This window comes from Streptomyces lucensis JCM 4490 (assembly GCF_014650035.1).
Classification (GTDB): Bacteria; Actinomycetota; Actinomycetes; order Streptomycetales; family Streptomycetaceae; genus Streptomyces; species Streptomyces lucensis.
The window spans coordinates 402,575-424,022 of record NZ_BMUE01000001.1; the positions used below are offsets into that span (position 1 = coordinate 402,575).

Below are 21,448 nucleotides of genomic sequence, written 5' to 3' on the forward strand. Positions count from 1 at the left end.
CACCGGGAGACGGACCCCGGTGTGCCCCTCATCGTCGTCCGCGCCGCCCTGTCACCCCCTGCCGGCCCGGGTCGCGTCCGCGCCCCAGCCGGCCAGCAGGCGCAGCGACTGGGCCGAGGAGGAGTCCGGTTCGGCGTGATAGGTGACCAGGGACTGCTCCGCGTCGTCCGTCAGGCGGAAGGACTCGAAGTTCAGCGACAGATCGCCCACCAGGGGGTGGTGCAGCCGCTTCACGCCGTGGTTCTTCTCCCGGACGTCATGGGTGGCCCACAGGCGGCGGAACCTCTCGCTCTTCACGGAGAGCTCGCCCACCAGGGCCGACAGCCGGGGGTCGTCCGGATGGCAGCCCGCGTCCATGCGCAGGGCGCAGACGATGTCGATCGCCTTCTGCTCCCAGTCGACGAACAGCTCACGGTACTCGGGCCGCAGGAACACCAGACGCGCCCAGTTCCGCTCGGCCTGCGGAAGCTCGCCCCAGTCGCCGAACAGGGCGGCCGCCATCCGGTTCCAGGCCAGGATCTCCGCCCGGCGCCCGACGACGTACGCGGGCACCCCCTCCATCATGTCCAGCAGCTGCCGCAGGGCGGGGCGGACGTGCTGCTGCCGCACCGCCGGCTTCTTCTTGTGCGACTTCGGCTTGGCCAGGTGGGTGAGGTGGGCGTGCTCCGCGTCCGTCAGGCGCAGGGCGCGGGCGATGGCGTCCAGCACCTCCGCCGACACGTTCCGTCCGTTGCCCTGCTCCAGGCGCGTGTAGTACGCCACCGACACACCGGCCAGCTGTGCCAGCTCCTCACGGCGCAGCCCCGGGACCCTGCGGTGCCGGCCGAAGACGGGCAGGCCCACTTCCTCCGGCTTCAGCCGGGCGCGCCGGCTGCGCAGGAACTCGCTCAGCTCGGCCCGCCGGTCCAGGGGCGGGCCGGCCGCCGCCCGCAGCTGTTCGTCCCCGCTGTCCATACCCCCAGTATTCCTGGTCGTACGCCCAGCAGCCTGACCCCGCCAGTGGTACGCACCGCGGTCGTACGCAGAGGCGTGGCCTGGGTGACCCGCCGGTCCTGGGGCACGCTGGAAGACGTGCCCGGCCGGATAGGCGGCCCGGCACGAGGACCCTCGCTAGGAGAACCCCGGCATGACCACTGTTGCTGCGTACGCCGCGCCCGCCCCGAAGGCCCCGCTGGAGCGGACCGTCATCGAGCGGCGCGCGGTCGGTGAACACGACGTCCTGATCGACATCGAATTCGCCGGTATCTGCCACTCCGACATCCACCAGGCCCAGGACGGCTGGCGCCCCGGCACCTTCCCGATGGTCCCCGGCCACGAGATCGCCGGCGTCGTCTCCGAGGTCGGCTCCGGCGTGACCAGGTACGCCGTGGGCGACCGGGTGGGCGTCGGCTGCATGGTCGACTCCTGCCGGGAGTGCGACAACTGCAAGGCCGGCCAGGAGCAGTACTGCTCCACGGGCGGCGTCGTCTGGACGTACAACTCCGTCGGCAAGGACGGCGAGCCCACCTACGGCGGCTACTCGCAGAAGATCGTCGTCGACGAGAACTACGTCGTCCGCGTCCCGGACGCCCTGCCCCTCGACGTGGCAGCCCCGCTGCTCTGCGCCGGCATCACCACCTACTCGCCGCTCAAGCACTGGAACACCGGCCCCGGCAAGAAGGTCGCCGTGGTCGGTCTCGGCGGCCTCGGCCACATGGGCGTCAAGATCGCCCACGCACTGGGTGCCGAGGTCACCGTCCTGTCCCAGTCCCTGCGCAAGAAGGACGACGGCATCAAGCTCGGCGCCGATCACTACTACGCGACCGGCGACCCGGCGACCTTCGAGGAACTGGCCGGCACCTTCGACCTCATCCTCAACACCGTCTCGGCCCCGCTGGACTTCGCCGCCTACCTGTCCCTGCTGCGCACGGACGGCACCATGGTGAACGTCGGCCTGCCCGAGGAGCCCGTGCAGATCGTGCTGCAGTCGCTGTTCGGCAACCGCCGCAGCCTCAGCAGCTCCGGCATCGGCGGCATCGCCGAGACCCAGGAGATGCTGGACTTCTGCGCCGAGCACGGCCTGGGCGCGGAGATCGAGCTGATCCGCGCCGACCAGATCAACGAGGCGTACGAGCGGGTGCAGGCGAGCGACGTCCGCTACCGCTTCGTCATCGACACGGCGACGATCTGACCCCGTACCGCGACGACGGCCCGGCCCCGGCCGGGCCGTCGGCCCGCCCTGGCTCGGCCCGCCCTGATCACTCGGCGCGGAAGACCTCCCCGGCGCCGTACGCCCGCACGGACACGCCCCCGTCCCCGCGGGGCCGCACGACGTGCACGCGCCCGGCCCCCGACACCCGGACCTCGCCGTCCCCCACCTCCAGCACGGTGTTCTCGTCCACGGCCACCCCGTACGGCACCTCACCCCGTCCGACCACGGCGACCAGCCGGGGCAGCGTCCCCCACTGCGCCGCGTGCACGTCCACCGCGAACGGCACGAGCCCGAGCCCCGCCCGCACCTCGACCTCCGCCAGGTCCTCCCCGGTCTCCTCCGGGCAGACCGGCACCCCGGCCACCAGCCACCCGCCGACCACGGCCCGCCGCGCGGCGAGGGCGGCACCGGCGGAGAACCCGGCGTACGGCACACCGCGCGCGGCGAGCAGCCCCGGCAGCCGGCCGAGGCACCCGGCGAGGGCGTCCTGGTAGGCGGGCGTCAGCCCACCGCACACCAGCAGCCCGTCGACCCCGTCCAGCGCGGCCTCCGGCTCCCACCGTCCGCCGAGCGGCACCAGCAGCGGCACCGGCGTGCACGGCCCCGCCTTGCGCAGTGCCGCCGCGTACCGCTCGAACTGCGCGGCCCCGTCCCCCTCGTCGAGCACCAGGCATCCGACACGCGGCGCCCCGTCCCCGCCGGCCGCCGCCCTCAGGAACGGCTCGTACACCTCGGCGGCGTCCCAGCCACCGCCGATCAGAAACACCCGACCGCTCATCCCGGTTCCTCTCCCCTTCCACGTCGCGAGGGGTGAATGTACGGGGACCCGGGCGGCGCCGTCGCCGCAATTTACCCGGCCGTCTCCCCGGCCACGGGCGATGCCTCACAGGCGGCTGTACTTCTCGATGTCCTCGGTGAACTCCGTGATCGCCTGTGCGGTGAGCGTCGGCCGGGTGTCGCCGATGGCGGTCATGTAGTCGTCGGTGCGGGCCGGCCGGCCCTTCCGCTCCACGATCTCGCGCTCGAACGCCGCCTGCGCGCCCTTGCGGGCGGCGAACTCGATGTCGGCGGGGGTGAACAGCTCGCTGGCCGCGACCAGTTGCGCGAGGTCCACCGTGTCGCCGACGGTTCCGAGGTAGCGGGTCCAGATCGCCGCGCGGGCGGCCGGGTCCGGCGGCCCGATGGGAAGGACGTAGTCGAACCGGCCCGGCCTGAGGAAGGCCGGATCGAGCGAGCGCACGGAATTGGTGGCGCAGGCCAGCAGCCGTGCGTCGTGCTCACGGAAGCCGGGGATCAGTTTGAGCAGCTCGTTGGTCACCCCGTGCCCCGGGTCGACCGCCTTCCCGGACCGCACGCCGGCGATCTCCTCGACCTCGTCGATGAAGAGCAGCACCGAGTCCAGTTCCGCCAGATCCGCGAAAGCCTCCCGGAGCGCCGCGGCCAGCCCTTCGCTCGTGTCGGCCGCCAGCCGGGACGGGAACAGCTCCACGAACGGCCAGCCGAGCCGCGAGGCGATCGCCTTGGCGAAACTGGTCTTCCCGGTGCCAGGGGGGCCGAACAGGATGATCGCCTTCGGCGGGACGACACCGTAACGGTCGGCCAGCGCCGGCTCCGTCAGCGGGAGCACGACACGGCGTTCGACCACCTGCTTCTCCCGCTCCATGCCGGCCATGGCGTCCCAGAGCCCCTCGGGGAGCATGCGGCCGCCCAGCGCCGCGAGCACGTCGGCGTCGACGGTTCCGGGGGGTTCGAGCTTCTCGTAGTAGGTCAGGTCGTCGCGGATCCCGTAACCGGACTTCTCCAGGGCCTTCGTCCCGGCGGCACCGGCCGGCAGCAGCGCGCTGATGTGGCGCGCGCCCAGTGCTCGCAGGCGCCGCTCCAGCTCGGCGAGGAGCGCACTGCCGATCCCGCGCTCGCGCCACCGGGAGGCGAGGGCCACCAGGAGGATCCACCCCCGCCTGCCGTGCGCCTGGGCCACGGCCATGCCCACGAGTTCGTCCCCGACCACCGCGACGACCGCCGTCTGCCCGCCCTTCGCCGCGGCCATGACCTCGGAGACGGGGAACACCCGGTCCTCGTCGCCCCGACGGCTCTGGTCCCAGATCTGGATGGCCTGGTCGAGATCGTCGTCGTGATAGTCGCGCAGATGCCAAGCCGGCATGACCACCACCCTCACCCAGCGGGGGAGTCCCATTGTCCCAGCCGGGGCGCCCGGCGGCGAACCCGGCCGGCCCGCACCGGACGCGGTTGCCGGGTCGTGGGTGCGGTGATCTACTCGGTAGTGGGTACGGCGTTGCGAAGCACCCCGCCCGATACCCGGCGCAGCACGGAGTACGGCGCGGACGGCAGGCCCGCAGGGAGCGGCCCCGGCCGCGTCGCCGAGGGAGCCGGCCGAGGTCCGGCGTGACACGCCGTGGTGCTCCATTGCGGGAGATGAGCGCGAAATGACCTCCGGAGCGACGACCAACCAACCCATGCAGAGACTGCGTGACCAATTCGCGGGAGTGGCGTCGGGCATCGGCCAGGCGGCGACGGCGACGGCCCGGTCCACGGCGGACGTCGTGCGCCACCCGCGAGCCACGGTCGAACGCGCCCGCGAGGCGTCGCAGGCGCTGCCGCTCATGTGGGAGTCGGTGAAGCCGGTGCTCACCGGCCAGGCCGGCGACTGGCGACGGGAATACGCCTACGCACTCGGAGAACAGGCCTTCGTCTACGGGTTCCCCTACATCTACAACGCCCGGCTCCGCCACCGGTGGGTGACCCCGAACGCCGAGAGCGAAGCGACGCCGCATGCCGCCGTCAACCACTTCTGGCACGCCCGCACGCTGTTCGACGCCTCCGACCGCGAGGGCCTGGCCCCCAACAACGACACCTTGTACTCCTTCGCCTGGGTCGATCTGAGCGAGGGGCCCGTCATCCTCTCGCACCCGGACATGGGCGACCGCTACTTCACCTTCGAACTGGTCGGCATCACCTCCGACAACTACGACTACGTGGGACAGCGCGCCACCGGGTCGCACGCCGGTGACTTCGCGCTCGTCGGGCCGGGATGGACCGGACACCTTCCCGAACGGGTGCACCGCACGGCGACCGCCCCCAGCCCGTGGGTCCTGGTCATCGGCCGGACCCTCGTGGAAGGCCGGGACGACCTCGCGGACGTCCACGCGCTGCAGCAGCGGTACCGGCTGACCCCGCTCCGTCTGTTCGGCAAGGAGGGAGCGCACGTCCCGGAACGCTACGACGTGCTCGAACCGATCGACGCCGAGGAGGATCCGCTCGGTCCCTGGAAGACCCTGAACGCGATGCTGGCCGAGAACCCGCCGCCGCGGCACCACGAGGTCCTGCTCAGGCAGTTCGCCGGGATCGGTGTCGGGGCCGGGCTCGATGTCGAGGCCCAGCCCGACGCGGTCAAGGAGAGCCTGATCCGGGCCGCGGCGACCGGTGTGCCGATGCTCGAACGGCAGCTGCTCAGCGGTGAGTGGGCCCAGGTCATCAACGGCTGGCGCTATCCGCCACCCCAGATGGGACGGTTCGGGGACGACTTCCTGAGGCGGGCCGCGGAGCAGTCCCTCGTCGGCGTCGCCGTCAACGATCCGCAGGAAGCGGTCTACCTGGCGGCCTTCCACGACGGACAGGGCGACAAGCTGGTCCCCGGCCGCTACGAACTGCGTTTCCCCGCAGGCGCCTTGCCCCCCGTCGACGCGTTCTGGTCGCTGACGGTCTACGGGGAGGACAGGAACCTGGTCGCCAACCCGATCGACCGCTACGCCATCGGTGACCGCACCCCCGGACTGCTCACCGACGACGACGGAGGCCTGACGATCCACCTGCAGCCACAGACTCCGGGCCCCGCCCGCGAGTCCAACTGGCTCGCCATACCCGGCAAGGGCACCTGGTTCGCCGCCTTGCGCATGTACCTGCCACGTGCCGACGTCATCGACGCACGATGGAAGTGCCCACCGATCGACCGAGTCGACTAGGCCCTGTCGTCCGGAGCCCGGCCGGGCTCGCCGAGTCCGGCCGGGCCGTGACGGTGAAGGCGAGGGCGAGTGCGAGGACCGGGTGAGGACCAAGGCGTCGCGGGCCAAGGCGTCGCTGGTCGCGGGATGTCAGGGCCGCGCGTCACGCGCTTGGCAGGGGCTGCTCCGTCCAGACGGTCTTGCCGTCGTGGGTGTAGCGGGTGCCCCACCGCTCGGTGAGCTGCGCGACCAGGAAGAGCCCGCGTCCGCCCTCGTCCGTGCTGAGGGCCCGGCGCAGATGCGGGGACGTGTGGCTGGTGTCGGACACCTCGCAGGTCAGGCAGTGCGTGCGGATGAGACGCAGGGTGACGGGGCCGGTCGCGTACCGGTAGGTGTTGGTGACGAGTTCGCTGGCGACCAGCTCGGTGGTGAAGGCCAGTTCGGCCAGCCCCCACTCGTCGAGTTTCGCCGTGGCCAGCTCCCTGGCACGGGCCGCCGAGGTCGCCTCCGGCGGCAGCTCCCACGAGGCGACGTTCTGCGGCCGCAGCATCCGGGTACGGGCGATGAGCAGCGCGACGTCGTCGGTGGGGAGGTGCCCCTTGGGCAGCAGCGCCTCGACGACGGCCTGGCAGGTGTGGTCCAACGGTTTCGTGGTGCCTTCGAGACACGTGCGCAGGTGCTCCAGCGCGGTGTCCACGTCGCCGTAGCCCGCCTCGAGCAGACCGTTGGTGTAGAGCGTGAGCAGGCTCCCCTCGGGGAGGTCCAGGAGGTCGTACGTCTCGAAAGGCAGCCCGCCCAGGCCCAGCGGTGGTCCCGCGGGCGGATCGAGCACGGTCACCTCGCCGTCCGGGGTGGTCACGAGCGGCGCCGGGTGCCCCGCCCGTGCCAGGGAGCAGTGCCGGGAGACCGGATCGTAGACGGCGTAGAGGCACGTGGCCCCGAGCACTTGCTCGATCGCCGACGGGTTGTCGTCCGTACTCGCCTCCAGCTCGCCGGCCAGCAGACTGACCAGATCGTCCAGCCGCGCCACCACCTCGTCCGGTTCCAGGTCGAGGCTGGCCAGGGTGCGCACCGCGGCGCGCAGCCGGCCCATCGAGGCCGCGGCGTGGATGCCGTGGCCGACCACGTCCCCCACGACGAGGGCGACCCGGGCCCCCGACAGCGGGATCACGTCGAACCAGTCGCCCCCGAGTCCCGGTTCACCGCTCGCCGGGAGGTACCGGCAGGCCACCTCCACGGCCGGCAGGTCGGACAGCGTGCTGGGCAGCAGACTGCGCTGGAGCGTCAGAGCGGTGTTCTGCTGCTGGGTGAAGCGGCGCGCGTTGTCGATGCAGACGGCCGCGCGCGAGGTGAGTTCCTGGGCGACCGCGGCGTCGTCGTCCTCGAACGGCTCCGAGTCGTGCGCCCGCCACAGGCTCACCACGCCCAGTACCAGGCCGCGCGCCATCAGCGGCAGCGCGATCAGCGAATGGACCCCGAGACCGAGGGCGAGCTCGATCCGCCGCCGGTCCATGGCGTACCACTCGGGGCGTAGGGACAGCAGCCCTTCGAGGATCGGGCGGCGCTCGGCCAAACACCGCGCCTGCGCGGATTCCGGCAGCAGCGGCACCACGTCGCCCTCCTGGAACGGCACCCGGTGCTCCGGTGGTGACAGGGCGGTCCGCAGCAGCGGACCCGCCGCTCCGGGAACCGGCTCGCCGCCCAGCGTCACGGGCTTGAGGAGGTCCACCGAGCAGAAGTCGGCCAGGCCGTGGACGGCCACCTCCGCCAGTTCCCGGGCGGTCTGCGCCACGTCCAGCGAGGTTCCGATCCGTGCGCTCGCCTCGTTCAGCAGGGCGAGCCTGCGTTGCGCCCGGTGGCGGGCTGTCACGTCCTCGATCGTCTCGGCCACGCCCAGGACCTGGCCCGTAGGGTCCTCCATCCGGAACGCCGAGACGGACACGATGCGTTCCCGGCCCGCATCGTGGCGGGTCCGGGCGGACTGCTCCGTGAAGATCAACGGCTCGCCGGTCTCCAGGACGTGCCGCACCCGTTCGTCCGCCGGCCCCGCGTCCTCGTCGACCATGAACTCGCAGGGCCGGTGGCCCACCGGCGCCTCGGCCGGGACCCCGCTCGCCTTCTCGACCGCGCGGTTGACCCGGATCACCCTCCGGTCCGGGCCGTAGGTGACCAGACCGATCGGGGACCTGCGGTACAGGCCGTCCAGCAGCGCACGGTCCCGCTGCCAGGCGACGATCTCCGCGGCGGGGGCACCGACGAGGAACCACTCCTGCTCGCCCCCCTCCCGGATGACCGCACGGGCCCGGAATCCCAGGTGCACACGGCTTCCGTCCCGGTGCCGGACGGGCAGGACACCGATCCATCCCCCCGCCCGCACCGCCTCCGCGACGGCGGACCGCGCCACCGGCAGATCATGGCTGTCGACCAGCAGGTCCCGCCACGCGCGCCCGATCACCTCCTTGGCCGGATAACCGAGCAGGTCCTGCGCGCGCAGGCTCCAGCCCACCACGGTGCCTTCATCGTCGACCACGGCCGAGGCGGCACGATCGATGCCGAACGGATCCTCGGGGCTCTCGTTGAATTGGATCGACGGTGTCCCCATAGCCACCACCTTGCCTCCGTGCCTCCGATGTTCCTCCCTGAGGTCCTCGTCCGCGAGAGGGACGGGCCGGCGGTGATGTCCGCCGCCATCGTGCCGGCACTCCGCCAGAGCGCCGTCCCGGCGAGTCCGCACCGCCTGGGCCCCATGGGCCGGGGCATCCCGTCATCCGCGTAGGTGGGCGAGCAGCTCGTCCCCGTCGGGGTAGGGGGGTTCCCGGGGCAGCAGCCCGGCGGCGGAGTCCAGGTCCCCGGCAGCGACCAGGGCTCGGATCTCGTGGGCGAGCGGGGTCACGTCGCGGATGCCGACCGTCCACTCGTCCGCGTAGCGCCGTGCGGCCTCACCGGAGAGGCCGAGCTGCAGGGAACGGTATGGCAGGGGCCGCAGACGCAGGTCCCGCTCCGGGTCCCACTGCACGCGGGCGGGCGCGTGCTTCAGCCGACGCTGCCAGGTGGCGCGGTCCGGGTGGACCTCGCGGGCGTAGCTCGACAGGCAGGCGTGGCGCAGCGCCCACTCGAAGCCTTCGCGGGTGATCTCTACGGCGAGAACGGTCTCCTGCCCCGCCTTCGCACCCCAGCCGCAGCGGTACATCATCCACAGGAACGACGGCTTGATCCACGTCATCCTGTCCCGCTTCCACACAGCGGGGAAGCGGCCGTCGCGAACGGCGGGCAGTCCGATCTCGGGGGAGTACGCCTGGTAGACGGTGACCGTGGATTCCGAGTGGGCCGCACGGATCCTGCGTTGCGGTTCTTCCATGGCGTACAGCGTGGGGTCGGCCGGTTCGGGCGGCCACTGGTTTTCGGCTGCCGTCCGCCGCGGCGGGAAGCACCGCGCGGGGCAGGCCGGGCGGCGCGGAATCGACCGGCGTCCTCGCGCGTTGAGGGCAGTGAGCATGGGATGCCGGTGGTGTGCGAGCCGAGTAGCCCGAGTGGCCGAGGTGAGAGATTTTTGGAGGGGCCGAAATGGCTGCACAGACGCAGAGGGCCGTGCTGGCAGGCGGATGCTTCTGGGGGATGGAGGAGCTGATCCGCCGGCTCCCGGGCGTGACGGCGACCCGGGTCGGATACACGGGCGGTGACGTGCCCAACGCGACGTACCGTAACCACGGCACGCACGCGGAGGCCATCGAGATCCTCTTCGACCCCGCGAAGACCGACTTCCGCACGCTCCTGGAGTTCTTCTTCCAGATCCACGACCCGAGCACCAGGAACCGCCAGGGCAACGACATCGGCCTCAGCTACCGCTCGGCGATCTACTACGTGGACGACGAGCAGAAGCGGATCGCCGAGGACACGATCGCGGATGTGGACGCCTCCGGACTGTGGCCCGGCAAGGTCGTCACCGAGGTGGAGCCGGCCGGCCCCTTCTGGGAGGCCGAGCCGGAGCACCAGGACTACCTGCAGCGCTACCCGGACGGCTACACATGCCACTTCCCCCGCCCGGGTTGGCGGCTGCCCGCCCGCACGGAGGGCTGACCCCGCATGAAGGACTGACCCCGCGCAGGGCCGGCCACGCGAAGGGCTGACCGCGGCAGCGAACAGCGGGGTGTGGGGGGATGCCGGAGTATGCCCTAGCGCAGGTCAGCGACTCAGCGCACCTTCGGTGCGCGCCGGGGGACGCGGTAAAACCCGTGGCGCGCCGGAGGTGCTTCTGTCTGCCCTGACGGCCATCTGCACGGGTGCAGCCTTTCGTCACCGTTCCGTCACAGGTGGTCGCCGCACGGAACCCTGCCGCTCTCCCGCCCCGTCTGCACTCACGTACCACGACCACGCGTACCGCGGGGCAACGACCCACGACCAAACCCGCGGACGAGACGACTCAGGGGGACGACAGCATGCGGCACAGCAACGGCATTCGCAGGGCGGCTCTGGCGACGACGGCGGTCACGGCCGTCGCGGCGGCGGTGACCGGCATCCTGCCCGGCACCGCCATGGCGGCGAGCACCACCACCTCCACCCCGCCGCCCGCCTGCCCGGCCTCCGCCCTCCAGGTCAGCGCCCGGCAGGCCGTCCACCGGCCCGTCGGGACCGGGACCGGGGCGGCGGTCGTGCAGTTCACCAACGTCTCCCGGAAGACGTGCGTCCTGAAGGGCCATCCGACGGTCGCGGGCGCCGGCAACGGCTCCCCCGCCCACAACACCCCGCTCAAGGTCACCCCCACCGGCAGGGCGGCCACCGTGACGGTCCGGCCGCACGGCAAGGCGTGGGTGAAGCTGACCTTCGTCCAGGTCCAGGGGGAGGGCGACGGCTACTGCGTGTCGGGCAAGGACCCGGTGACGTATCCGACGATGGTCATCGGGCTGCCGCACTCCGGGAAGCACCAGGTCGCCCTGAAGGACGGGGTGTGGGCCGAGTGCGACAACAAGGTGACCGCCACCCCGGTCTCGGCGGTCAAGCCTTCCTGACCCCACCGACGCTCTGACCTGCACGTTTACGAGGTACTGCACATAAGTGCAGGTCAGCTCATGGCACCTTCGGTGCGCGCCGGGGGCGTGGTAGATCCCGGTGGCGCGCTGGAGGTGCTTCTGTCTGTCCTGACGGGGGCTGATCCCGTCCGGGACGCTGGAGGGGCTCGTTCCGGCCGAAACCGATGCGTCTGTGATGCCGGTGAGCTCGCAGGTCAGCGGTGCGGTCGGCGGGTCAGCCGGACAGAGGGGGCCGGGTGGTCAGCCGGGCAGGGTGGCCGGGCTGCCTCCGTTGGCCTCGTAGCCGGCCACGGCCAGCGCGCGGTAGACGGCGAACTCGGCGGCCGGGTCGGCGGACAGGGTCCAGGGCAGCGCGCCGATGTGACCGTCGACGTGTATCAGCTGGTGCATGGCCTCCGCCCAGCGCTCGGCCCGGACCAGGAAGAAGACCAGCAGGTGGCGCACGTGTGCGAGCGTCGGATCGTCGGGGCGGGCCGCGTGCACCGCGTGCAGCGCTCCGTGCATGGCCCTGGTGACCACCTCGCTGCGGTAGAAGCCCGCGACCAGGTTCACCTCCGGGAGGTGCTCGAAGACCGCGAAGAGCGGCAGCGCGGCGAGGAGCGAGCCCTGTGGGGCGCGGGCCGCGGCGGCCTCGGCGAACGAGTACGCCCGCTCACGCGAGCCGTGCCACTTCTCGCACCAGTAGTGCAGCGCGGCCAGGTGCGCGCCCATGTGATGCGGTGCGCGGTCGAGGATCTTCAGCCACAGCTGCTCGAACTCCTCGCGCGGGTAGGCGAGTCCGCGGGCGATCGACAGCTCGACGATGTACGGCACCGGGTCGCCGGGGGCCAGCAGGGCCGCCTGAGCGCAGGCGTCCCGGGCCTCCTCCATGATGATCCGGAAGTCGTCCGTGCCCGGCGTCGACGTGCGCCAGGCCTGCTGCACCAGGAACTCCGCATGGACGGCGGCGCCGCCGGGGTCCTTGGGCTGCTCGGCCCGCCACACCCGCAGCCACTGCCCGCCCGGCGTCTCGTGCACCCCGCCGGGACGCTGCTGCAGTTCCAGTGCCGCGGCGCCCGCGAAGGCCTGCACCCGCTGCCAGCGCACCTCCCCCTCGGCCTCGGTGCCGGCCAGCAGCTGGGCGGCGGCCCGGTAGTCCTGGGTGCGCTGCACCAGCTCCAGCACGTCCAGCAGGTCCTGGTCCGGGCCGGGCATGCGCACGTCCAGCTCCTCCTGCCGCACGAAGCCGTAGTCCGCCGGGTCGGCGGCGTCCGGGTGGCCCGGGGGAACCTGCTCGATCGCCCCGCGCCTGCGCCGCATGACCATGAGCAGGGCGAAGCTCATCAGGAGCAGGGACATCAGCAGCCAGAGAATCGCCATGCCCCAAGCGAACCAGACGCCGCCGACAAATGGCCAACCGCGCCGCCCGCCTGTGGAGAACTCCCGGCCGGTCCATGACAGAGCGACCTCCGCGGCCGGTCCACGACAGGGCGACTCCGCGGCCGGCCCGGGCCAGGGAGGGGCTCCGGGCCGCCGGCCCACCCTCGTACGTGTCAGGGACGTGCCGTGTGCGTGTCGTACGCATGGGGAAAACCCTCGCCGCGGTGCTCCGCGAGCCCGGCGGCCGTCAGCATCCGGCCCGGCGGACTACGCTCGGTGCACATGAGCGACAGGCACACCAGTCAGCACTTCGAGACTCTCGCGATCCACGCGGGCAACACCGCGGATCCCCTCACCGGCGCGGTCGTCCCGCCGATCTACCAGGTCTCGACCTACAAGCAGGACGGCGTCGGCGGGCTGCGCGGCGGCTACGAGTACAGCCGCAGCGCGAACCCGACCCGGACGGCCCTCGAGGAGAACCTCGCGGCGCTGGAGGGCGGCCGCCGCGGCCTCGCGTTCGCGTCCGGCCTGGCGGCCGAGGACACCCTGCTGCGCACGCTGCTCACCCCCGGCGACCACGTCGTCATCCCGAACGACGCCTACGGCGGCACCTTCCGTCTCTTCGCGAAGGTCGCCACCCGCTGGGGCGTGGAGTGGTCGGTCGCCGACACCAGCGACCCGGGCGCCGTCCGCGCCGCGATCACCCCGAAGACCAAGGCCGTGTGGGTGGAGACCCCGTCCAACCCGCTGCTCGGCATCACCGACATCGCCGCCGTCGCCCAGATCGCCCACGACGCGGGCGCGAGGCTGGTCGTGGACAACACCTTCGCCACGCCCTACCTCCAGCAGCCGCTGTCGCTCGGTGCGGACGTCGTCGTGCACTCCCTGACCAAGTACATGGGCGGGCACTCCGACGTGGTCGGCGGCGCGCTGATCGTCTCCGACCAGGCGCTGGGCGAGGAGCTGGCCTACCACCAGAACGCGATGGGCGCCGTGGCCGGGCCCTTCGACTCCTGGCTGGTGCTGCGCGGCACCAAGACCCTCGCGGTGCGCATGGACCGGCACAGCGAGAACGCCACCCGGATCGCCGACATGCTGACCCGGCACGCGCGCGTGAGCAGCGTGCTGTACCCGGGCCTGTCCGAGCACCCCGGGCACGAGGTCGCCGCGAAGCAGATGAAGGCGTTCGGCGGCATGGTGTCCTTCCGGGTCGAGGGCGGCGAGGCGGCCGCCGTCGAGGTGTGCAACCGCGCCCAGGTGTTCACGCTCGGCGAGTCCCTGGGCGGCGTCGAGTCCCTCATCGAGCACCCCGGCCGGATGACGCACGCCTCGGCGGCCGGTTCCGCGCTGGAGGTCCCCGCCGACCTGGTGCGCCTGTCCGTGGGCATCGAGAACGTCGACGACCTGCTGGAGGACCTGAAGCAGGCGCTGGGCTGACGGGACCGGCTCACCAGCCGCTGATCGGTGGGGTCGTCTGCGAGGGCGGCTCCACCCACGGGTGCGTGCGTGCCGCCCACACGGCGAACGCGACGGCCGCCGCGCACGCCAGCAGCCACAGCACCCGGTGGACGAGCCGCCTGCGCCACAGCAGGCGCTCGCCGCGGCGCACCGCCTCCGCGTGCAGGTCGGGCGGTACCGGCGCGGCCGCCCGCTCCATGATCCGCCGCACGGCGGCCTCCCGCTCGGCCCGGTTCACCGCGGCCTCCCGCCGGAACGCCTCCGCCTCACCACGGCGCCGCCTTCGCGCCCGCCCCGCGCGCGGCGGCCGGACGCGCCGGATGCAGCAGGCCGGCCACGGCACGGTCGCAGACGGTGCGTACGCGCTCCGCGGGCAGGCCGAGCAGAACCGCGGTCTGTTCCTCGGCGACCCCCTCGTGGAGCCGCAGCACCAGGACCAGCCGCTCCTGCGGCGCGAGCGCGGCGAGCGGACTGCGCGGATCCGGGCGCCGCGCCCGGCCGAGGCCCGCGTACTGGTGCCAGGTCGCACGCGCGAAGCGCGTGGCGAGGTACTGTCGCGCGCAGTCGTACGGATCCTCGCCGCGCAGCCGTTCCCAGCGGGCGTAGGTGTGGGCGAGCGCCGGCGTCAGCAGGCGCCGCGCGCGCGGGTTGGCGTCCGGCGCCTCCGCGGTGAGCAGCGTGGCGGTGTGCAGCAGCCGCCCGGCCGCACCCGCGACGAACGCCTCGAACTCGCGGGCCCGGCGGGCACCGCGGGACACCTGCCGATCTCGCACCGCGCCTCCCCCTGAAGGGGGCCCGCGTCCGGTACGGGAACGGCGTACGGCACGGGACCCGGTCTCATATGAGGCCAGCGGCGGCCCGAGGTCAAGGGTCCGGACCCCACCGGGTGCCGGCCGGGGCGGCGGGCGGCCTCAGGAGGCCGGCGACCGCTCCGCCGACGGGACGCCCTGCACGGCCATCCGCGCGGACAGCGCGTCGTTGAAGCGGGTCAGGAACATGCAGAACTGCTCGCGCTCCTCCGGTGCCCAGTCCTGCGTCAGCTCGGCCATGAGCTGGCGCCTGGACGAGCGCACCTCCTCCAGCCGGGTGGCTCCGCGCGGGGACAGCTGGAGCACCACGGCACGCCCGTCCTCGGGGTGCGAGGTGCGCTTGACGAGCCCCGTGTCGACGAGCGGGGCCACCTGCCGGGTGACCGTGGAGGAGTCGATGCCCATGCTCGCGGCGAGCGCCTTGACGCCCATCGGGCCTTCCTTGTCGAGGCGGTTGAGCAACAGGTACGCGGCGCGGTCCATGGAGTTGCGCACCTGCCCGACGCCGCCGAGCCGGGTCTGTTCGGCACGGCGGGCGAACACCGCCACCTCGTGCTGGAGGGTGTCGAGGAGACCGGTGTCACCGACGGTCGTCATGTCCATCGACATTTCAGGTGTTGTGGGCATGGCCGGGGGCTCGCTTCATGAAGGCTGCTGGGTTGGGGGACAGGGTACGCGGCCCGGCGGCGGGCCGTACCGGCGCTGCGCAAACCGGTCTCGGAGCTTGGTCACACCCGACGTGTGCGACGGCGAACTGCGATCCTGGAGTGATGAGCTACGGCACGGCCCGACCCTTGCGCTCCGTCACCCTCGACGATGTGCGGGGGGCCCAGAAGATGCTCTCGGGCGTCGCGCGGACGACCGCGATGGAGGGCAGCCGGCACCTGTCCCAGCTGGTCGGTTCGCCGGTGCATCTCAAGTGCGAGAACCTGCAGCGGACCGGCTCGTTCAAGCTGCGCGGCGCCTATGTGCGCATCGCCGGGCTGCTGCCGGAGGAGCGGGCGGCGGGTGTGGTGGCGGCGAGCGCCGGGAACCACGCGCAGGGTGTGGCGCTGGCCTCCTCGCTGCTCGGCGTGCACTCGACGGTGTTCATGCCGAAGGGCGCCCCGCTGCCGAAGATCAGCGCGACCCGGGACTACGGCGCCGACGTGCGCCTGCACGGCCAGGTGGTCGACGAGACGCTGGCCGCCGCCGAGGAGTACGCGGCCGAAACCGGCGCGGTGTTCATCCACCCCTTCGACCACCCGGACATCATCGCCGGTCAGGGCACCGTCGGCCTGGAGGTCCTGGAGCAGTGCCCGGAGGTGCGCACGATCGTCGTCGGCATCGGCGGCGGCGGGCTCGCGGCCGGTGTCGCGGTCGCGGTGAAGGCCCTGCGGCCGGACGTCAGGATCGTCGGCGTCCAGGCGGAGGGGGCCGCGAGCTACCCGCCCTCGCTGGCCGCCGGCCGTCCGGTGTCGGTGGAGAACCCGGTGACGATGGCGGACGGCATCAAGGTCGGCCGGCCCGGCGCGGTGCCGTTCGGGATCGTCGGCGAGCTGGTCGACGAGGTGCGCACGGTCAGCGAGGACCAGCTGTCGGCCGCGCTGCTGCTCTGCCTGGAGCGGGCCAAGCTGGTGGTTGAGCCGGCCGGGGCCAGCCCGGTGGCGGCGCTGCTCGCGGCGCCGGACACCTTCGAGGGCCCGGTCGTCGCGGTGCTCTCCGGCGGCAACGTCGACCCGGTGCTGATGCAGCGGGTGCTGCGGCACGGCATGGCCGCGCAGGGCCGCTACCTCGCGGTGCGGCTGCGGCTGACGGACCGGCCGGGCGCGCTCGCCACGCTCCTCGGGGTGCTGTCCGCGGCGGACGCCAACGTCCTCGACGTGAGCCACGTCCGCACCAACCCCCGGCTCGAACTCGCGGAGGCCGAGGTGGAGCTGCATCTGGAGACGAAGGGGCCGGAGCACTGCGCCGAGGTCGGACGGGCCCTGCGGGACGCCGGGTACACGGTCATGGGCTGAGGCCGGCCCGGCCTCGTTCCGCCCCGGTTCGGCCTCGTTCCGCCCCGGCCCGCACCGGCCCGGCCCGGCCTCGTCCGCGTGGGCCCGGCGCGCGACATCACTCGTTCGTGTCACCAGGACCGAACTCCCTTGAGAGACGCGATACATCGCGTTATGGTGTGTCGCATGGGCCGGCAGTCCGCCTGCGTCAGCCGAAAAAGGCAAGCGGATCCGAGCGCGCAAACCTAGCCTTTCCGCAGAATCCCCGACGACGTGGAGACAGATATGCCAGGCGCCATCCATGCCGAAGGTCTGGTGAAGACCTTCGGCGACGTAAGGGCACTGGACGGGGTCGACCTCGACGTGCCCGAGGGCACCGTCCTCGGCCTGCTCGGGCCGAACGGCGCCGGCAAGACGACCACCGTCCGCTGCCTGACGACACTGCTGCGCCCCGACAGCGGCAGGGCCGTAGTCGCGGGAGTGGACGTGCTCAAGCACCCCGACGCCGTGCGCCGGTCCATCGGCCTGTCCGGCCAGTTCGCGGCGGTCGACGAATACCTGACCGGCCGGGAGAACCTGCAGATGGTCGGCCAGCTCTACCAGATGCGGGCGAAGGCGGCCCGGGCCCGCGCGACGGAACTGCTGGAGCAGTTCAACCTCGCCGACGCCGCCGACCGCCCCGCCAAGACCTACTCCGGCGGCATGCGCCGCCGCCTCGACCTCGCCGCGGCCCTCGTGGTCTCCCCGCCGGTGATGTTCATGGACGAGCCGACGACCGGTCTCGACCCGCGCAACCGCCAGCAGCTGTGGGAAGTCATCAAGCAGCTCGTCTCCGGCGGCACGACCCTGCTGCTCACCACCCAGTACCTGGAGGAGGCCGACCACCTCGCGCACGACATCGCGGTGGTCGACCACGGCCGGGTCATCGCCCAGGGCACCTCCGACCAGCTCAAGGCCCGCACCGGCGGAGAGCGCGTCGAGGTCGTCGTGCACGAGCGCGAGCACATCACGACCGCGGCCGAGGTGCTGGGCGGCTTCGGCAAGGGCGAGACCACGGTCGAGGAGCACACCCGCAAGCTCACCGTCCCCGTCACCGGCGGCGCCAAGCTGCTCGCCGAGGTCATCCGGGAGCTGGACACCCGCGGGATCGAGATAGACGACATCGGCCTGCGCCGCCCCACCCTCGACGACGTCTTCCTGTCCCTGACGGGACACGTGGCCGAGTCCGCGGACGACGAGGCGAACGGCAAGGAGGCCGTGAAATGAGCGCCGTGACCGAGACCGCGCCCGTCACCGCGGCCGGCAACCCCGTGGGCCGGTCCATCAGGGACTCGCTGATCGTTGCCAAACGCAATCTGATCCGCATGTCCCGGATCCCGGAAATGGTGATCTTCGGGCTGATCCAGCCGATCATGTTCGTGGTGCTCTTCACCTACGTCTTCGGCGGCTCCATGAAGATCGGCACCAGCACCAGCGCGCTCGACTACAAGAACTTCCTGATGGCCGGCATCTTCGCGCAGACCGTCACGTTCGCCACCGCCAGCTCCGGAGCCGGCATCGCCGACGACATGCACAAGGGCCTCGTCGACCGCTTCCGCTCCCTGCCCATGGCGCGCGGCGCGGTGCTCACCGGCCGCACCCTCGCCGACCTGGTGCAGACCGCCCTCACCCTGCTCGTCCTCGCGGTCGTCGCGCTGCTGGTCGGCTGGCGGGTCGGGTCCGACGGCGACACCAACGCCGCCAAGGTCCTCGCCGCCTTCGGCCTGCTGCTCCTGCTCGGATACGCGTTCACCTGGATCGGCGCCCTGATCGGCCTGACCGTACGCACCCCGGAGGCGGCCACCTCCGGCGGGCTGATCTGGCTGTTCCCGGTGACCTTCCTCTCCAACGCCTTCGTGGACACCAGCAACATGACCCCGTGGCTGCGTCATGTCGCGGAGTGGAACCCGTTCAGCGCCACCGTCCAGGCGACCCGGGTGCTGTTCGCCAACCCGGGGCAGTCCACCTCGCAGGCCTGGCCCATGCAGCACCCGGTCTGGGCCTCGCTGATCTACTCGGTGCTGATCATCGCCGTGTTCCGCACCCTGGCGGTCCGCAAGTACCGCTCCGCCGCCTGACGGTTGCGGACATGACACAGCCCCCGGCGTCGCGCGGACGCCGGGGGCTGGAAGCGGGAGCAGGGCCGGGGCCCGCCGCGATGCGGCTCCGGCCGGCCCGTGGTCCGGGTCAGCCGGAGTAGGGCTCTGCCTTGAGGATCTTCACCGAGGCCTTCTTGCCGTTCGGCAGCTCGTACTCCGCGTCCTCGCCGACCTTGTGGCCGATCACGCCCGAGCCGAGCGGGGACTGCGGGGAGTAGGTCTCGACATCGGCGCTCGCGTACTCGCGGGACGCGAGCAGGAACGTCAGGGTGTCGTCCTCGTCGCCGTCGAAGGCGATCGTGACGACCATGCCGGGCGCCACCGCGCCGTCCGCGGACGCCGGGGCCTCGCCGACCTGGGCGTTCTCAAGGAGCTGGGTCAGCTGGCGCACACGCAGTTCCTGCTTGCCCTGCTCCTCCTTGGCCGCGTGGTACCCGCCGTTCTCGCGCAGGTCGCCCTCCTCGCGCGCGGCCGCGATCTTGGCGGCGATCTCCGTGCGCGCAGGACCAGTAAGGTACTCAAGCTCGTCCTTGAGCTTGTTGTACGCCTCCTGGGTCAGCCAGGTGACGTTCTCGCTGGTCTGGGTCACAGGGTGCTCCTCGTCGGTACTGGGGATACAAAGCATCGCCCTACCCAGAAGAATGTTCCCTCTCGGATGGGCGAAACCACGAGCCTAACAATTCCGTGGCGGAAGGGGGAGGACATAAGCCATCAGAATCACATCAACGCAGGTCAGAGCCTACGCATTCCGGGTGACACAGGGAAGTGTCACGAGGCGCGAATCCTGGCGGCGGGCGCGTGTCCGTCCGGCGTCAGCCGGCGTGGCAGCCCAGCAGCTCGGCCGTCGTCCCCCTGGCCGTCGTACGGAGCGTGACGACCTCGTCGACGCGTGTGGCCGACCCGGTGAAACGGAAGTCCGCCCGGCCGACCTCGGAGCCGTCGGCCCCCTGTGAGCGCAGCGTGCAGTAGCCGTCGGTACCGGAGTCCTTGTGGACCTCCAGATGCACCTTGACCGCGTCGTCCGAGGCCTGGAAGCTGACCACCTGGGCGCTGATCTCGTTCTGCGCGATGTAGTGGTAGGCGAAATAGGCGACCAGGGCGAGCAGGGCCGCGCCGAGCACCGTTGCGGCGATCTTGAGCTTGCGGTCGGCGCGCTCGTCCGAGGAGCGGCCGTAACGGCCCTCGGGGAGCCGCGTGCTCGCCGTACTCATGATCGTCCTCTCGGCAGGAGTGGGGACGGATGTCCCGAAAGGGGCCCCGGGGCAGTACACCCGGAATTTTTCGCCTCCCGATTCGGTCACTATAGAAGCCGCCGATCGCACCCCAAGACGCGGGGGCGCCGACTGACGAGGATCATGTCTTGACTGACCAGCTGCGACTGATGGCCGTTCACGCGCACCCCGACGACGAGTCGAGCAAGGGCGCGGCCACCATGGCGAAGTACGTGTCCGAGGGGGTGGACGTGCTGGTGGTGACCTGCACCGGCGGAGAGCGCGGGTCCATCCTCAATCCCAAGCTGCAGGGCGACAAGTACATCGAGGAGCACATCCACGAGGTACGCAAGAAGGAGATGGACGAGGCCCGGGAGATCCTCGGCGTCAGGCAGGAGTGGCTCGGCTTCGTGGACTCCGGTCTGCCCGAGGGCGACCCGCTGCCGCCGCTGCCCGAGGGGTGCTTCGCCCTGGAGGACGTCGACAAGGCGTCCGGTGAGCTGGTCAGGCAGATCCGCTCCTTCCGGCCGCAGGTGATCACCACCTACGACGAGAACGGCGGGTACCCGCACCCCGACCACATCATGACCCACAAGATCACGATGGTGGCCTTCGAGGGCGCGGCGGACACCGAGAAGTACCCCGAGTCGGAGTACGGCCCCGCCCACCAGCCGCTCAAGCTGTACTACAACCAGGGCTTCAACCGCCCCCGTACCGAGGCCCTGCACCAGGCGATGCTCGACCGCGGGCTGGAGTCGCCCTACGGGGACTGGCTCAAGCGCTGGAAGGAGTTCGAGCGCAAGGAGCGGACCCTGACCACGCACGTGCCCTGCGCCGACTTCTTCGAGATCCGCGACAAGGCGCTGATCGCCCACGCCACGCAGATCGACCCCGACGGCGGCTGGTTCAAGGTCCCGATGGAGCTCCAGCGGGAGGTCTGGCCGACGGAGGAGTACGAACTGGCGAAGTCCCTCGTCGACACCTCCCTCCCCGAGGACGACCTCTTCGCGGGCATCCGGGACAATGCCTGACATGAGCGCAAGCGTGAGCCTGGCAGTGACGCACCTCGTCCCCCTCGCCAAGGAGCTCGACAAGAACAAGGTCACCCCCGGTGTCCTGGGCTTCGTCGTGTTCGCGGTGATGGCCGTGGCGGTGTGGGCCCTGATGAAGTCGATGAACAAGCACATGCAGAAGGTCGACTTCAAGGAGGCCGAGCCCGCCGGCGAGAAGACCGAGGACGAGGTCGCCTCGGGGGCGAAGACGCACAAGGGCTGAGGGCCGGGGCCGGTCCGGCACCGCCGGGCCACGGCCGAGTGG

Annotated in this window: 21 protein-coding genes; 10 read left to right on the plus strand and 11 right to left on the minus strand. The window is 71.8% G+C overall.

All coding sequences use genetic code 11. The features are described from left to right. Positions 1–51: 51 nt before the first annotated feature. A complete protein-coding gene (locus tag IE177_RS01815) occupies positions 52–954 on the minus strand; it encodes a helix-turn-helix domain-containing protein (RefSeq protein ID WP_190012892.1) in 903 nt (300 codons plus the stop codon). 172 nt (positions 955–1,126) lie between these two features. On the opposite strand from IE177_RS01815, the gene IE177_RS01820 reads away from it, so the two are divergent. After that, positions 1,127–2,170 (plus strand): NAD(P)-dependent alcohol dehydrogenase, encoded by a 1,044-nt coding sequence (locus tag IE177_RS01820; protein WP_190012893.1) that lies wholly within the window; start codon positions 1,127–1,129, stop codon positions 2,168–2,170. A 67-nt stretch (positions 2,171–2,237) separates the two neighbouring features. On the opposite strand, the gene IE177_RS01825 is transcribed toward IE177_RS01820, so the two are convergent. Further along, positions 2,238–2,969, minus strand: a complete 732-nt coding sequence (locus tag IE177_RS01825) for a type 1 glutamine amidotransferase family protein (RefSeq protein WP_190012894.1) — start codon at positions 2,967–2,969, stop codon at positions 2,238–2,240. Between the two features lie 105 nt (positions 2,970–3,074). Further along, positions 3,075–4,352, minus strand: a complete 1,278-nt coding sequence (locus IE177_RS01830) for an ATP-binding protein (protein WP_190012895.1) — start codon at positions 4,350–4,352, stop codon at positions 3,075–3,077. Between the two features lie 313 nt (positions 4,353–4,665). Between IE177_RS01830 and IE177_RS01835 the strand changes: the two genes are divergently transcribed. After that, on the plus strand, positions 4,666–6,171 hold the full coding sequence (locus tag IE177_RS01835) for a DUF1254 domain-containing protein (protein WP_190012896.1): 1,506 nt from the start codon (positions 4,666–4,668) through the stop codon (positions 6,169–6,171). 142 nt (positions 6,172–6,313) lie between these two features. On the opposite strand, the gene IE177_RS01840 is transcribed toward IE177_RS01835, so the two are convergent. Both IE177_RS01840 and IE177_RS01845 read right to left on the minus strand, forming a co-directional pair. Beyond that, the gene (locus IE177_RS01840) at positions 6,314–8,752 is read right to left on the minus strand and encodes a SpoIIE family protein phosphatase (RefSeq protein WP_190012897.1); all 2,439 of its coding nucleotides are present in this window, start codon (positions 8,750–8,752) and stop codon (positions 6,314–6,316) included. A gap of 162 nt (positions 8,753–8,914) precedes the next feature. Then, a complete protein-coding gene (locus IE177_RS01845) occupies positions 8,915–9,508 on the minus strand; it encodes a DUF4291 domain-containing protein (protein ID WP_190012898.1) in 594 nt (197 codons plus the stop codon). A gap of 206 nt (positions 9,509–9,714) precedes the next feature. On the opposite strand from IE177_RS01845, the gene msrA reads away from it, so the two are divergent. Then, on the plus strand, positions 9,715–10,227 hold the full coding sequence (msrA, locus tag IE177_RS01850; RefSeq protein WP_190012899.1) for a peptide-methionine (S)-S-oxide reductase MsrA: 513 nt from the start codon (positions 9,715–9,717) through the stop codon (positions 10,225–10,227). 359 nt (positions 10,228–10,586) lie between these two features. After that, positions 10,587–11,156, plus strand: coding sequence for a DUF4232 domain-containing protein (locus IE177_RS01855; RefSeq protein ID WP_190012900.1), 570 nt, complete (start codon positions 10,587–10,589; stop codon positions 11,154–11,156). 261 nt (positions 11,157–11,417) lie between these two features. Here the strand turns inward: IE177_RS01855 and IE177_RS01860 are convergent, their stop codons facing one another. Beyond that, complete coding sequence (locus IE177_RS01860; protein WP_190012901.1) at positions 11,418–12,536, minus strand: hypothetical protein; 1,119 nt, start codon at positions 12,534–12,536, stop codon at positions 11,418–11,420. Positions 12,537–12,818: 282 nt separating this feature from the next. On the opposite strand from IE177_RS01860, the gene IE177_RS01865 reads away from it, so the two are divergent. After that, positions 12,819–13,973, plus strand: a complete 1,155-nt coding sequence (locus IE177_RS01865) for a cystathionine gamma-synthase (RefSeq protein ID WP_190012902.1) — start codon at positions 12,819–12,821, stop codon at positions 13,971–13,973. A gap of 10 nt (positions 13,974–13,983) precedes the next feature. On the opposite strand, the gene IE177_RS01870 is transcribed toward IE177_RS01865, so the two are convergent. The 3 genes from IE177_RS01870 to IE177_RS01880 all read right to left on the minus strand — a co-directional run bounded on the left by IE177_RS01870 (position 13,984) and on the right by IE177_RS01880 (position 15,412). Next, the gene (locus IE177_RS01870) at positions 13,984–14,232 is read right to left on the minus strand and encodes a hypothetical protein (protein ID WP_190012903.1); all 249 of its coding nucleotides are present in this window, start codon (positions 14,230–14,232) and stop codon (positions 13,984–13,986) included. Between the two features lie 28 nt (positions 14,233–14,260). Next, positions 14,261–14,767: a sigma factor-like helix-turn-helix DNA-binding protein gene (locus IE177_RS01875; RefSeq protein WP_190012904.1), complete on the minus strand. Its 507-nt coding sequence runs from the start codon at positions 14,765–14,767 to the stop codon at positions 14,261–14,263. Positions 14,768–14,905: 138 nt separating this feature from the next. Further along, positions 14,906–15,412, minus strand: coding sequence for a MarR family winged helix-turn-helix transcriptional regulator (locus IE177_RS01880; RefSeq protein WP_190012905.1), 507 nt, complete (start codon positions 15,410–15,412; stop codon positions 14,906–14,908). Between the two features lie 161 nt (positions 15,413–15,573). Here IE177_RS01880 and ilvA point away from each other — a divergent pair, with 161 nt between their 5' ends. The 3 genes from ilvA to IE177_RS01895 all read left to right on the plus strand — a co-directional run bounded on the left by ilvA (position 15,574) and on the right by IE177_RS01895 (position 18,899). Further along, complete coding sequence (gene ilvA / locus IE177_RS01885; RefSeq protein WP_190012906.1) at positions 15,574–16,803, plus strand: threonine ammonia-lyase; 1,230 nt, start codon at positions 15,574–15,576, stop codon at positions 16,801–16,803. 264 nt (positions 16,804–17,067) lie between these two features. Further along, positions 17,068–18,048 carry an ATP-binding cassette domain-containing protein gene (locus tag IE177_RS01890; RefSeq protein ID WP_190012907.1) on the plus strand — a complete coding sequence of 327 codons (981 nt, stop codon included), beginning with the start codon at positions 17,068–17,070 and terminating at the stop codon, positions 18,046–18,048. Then, positions 18,045–18,899: an ABC transporter permease gene (locus IE177_RS01895; protein ID WP_190012908.1), complete on the plus strand. Its 855-nt coding sequence runs from the start codon at positions 18,045–18,047 to the stop codon at positions 18,897–18,899. Before IE177_RS01890 ends, IE177_RS01895 begins: the two co-directional genes overlap by 4 nt. A gap of 109 nt (positions 18,900–19,008) precedes the next feature. Here IE177_RS01895 and greA read toward each other — a convergent pair whose 3' ends face one another. Then, a complete protein-coding gene (greA, locus tag IE177_RS01900) occupies positions 19,009–19,509 on the minus strand; it encodes a transcription elongation factor GreA (protein WP_190012909.1) in 501 nt (166 codons plus the stop codon). A 223-nt stretch (positions 19,510–19,732) separates the two neighbouring features. Further along, positions 19,733–20,131 (minus strand): DUF4307 domain-containing protein, encoded by a 399-nt coding sequence (locus tag IE177_RS01905; RefSeq protein ID WP_190012910.1) that lies wholly within the window; start codon positions 20,129–20,131, stop codon positions 19,733–19,735. A 149-nt stretch (positions 20,132–20,280) separates the two neighbouring features. On the opposite strand from IE177_RS01905, the gene mca reads away from it, so the two are divergent. Beyond that, on the plus strand, positions 20,281–21,162 hold the full coding sequence (gene mca / locus IE177_RS01910; RefSeq protein ID WP_190012911.1) for a mycothiol conjugate amidase Mca: 882 nt from the start codon (positions 20,281–20,283) through the stop codon (positions 21,160–21,162). After that, positions 21,155–21,406 carry a hypothetical protein gene (locus IE177_RS01915; protein WP_190012912.1) on the plus strand — a complete coding sequence of 84 codons (252 nt, stop codon included), beginning with the start codon at positions 21,155–21,157 and terminating at the stop codon, positions 21,404–21,406. The genes mca and IE177_RS01915 overlap by 8 nt, the downstream gene beginning before the upstream one ends. The last annotated feature ends 42 nt before the right edge of the window (positions 21,407–21,448 follow it).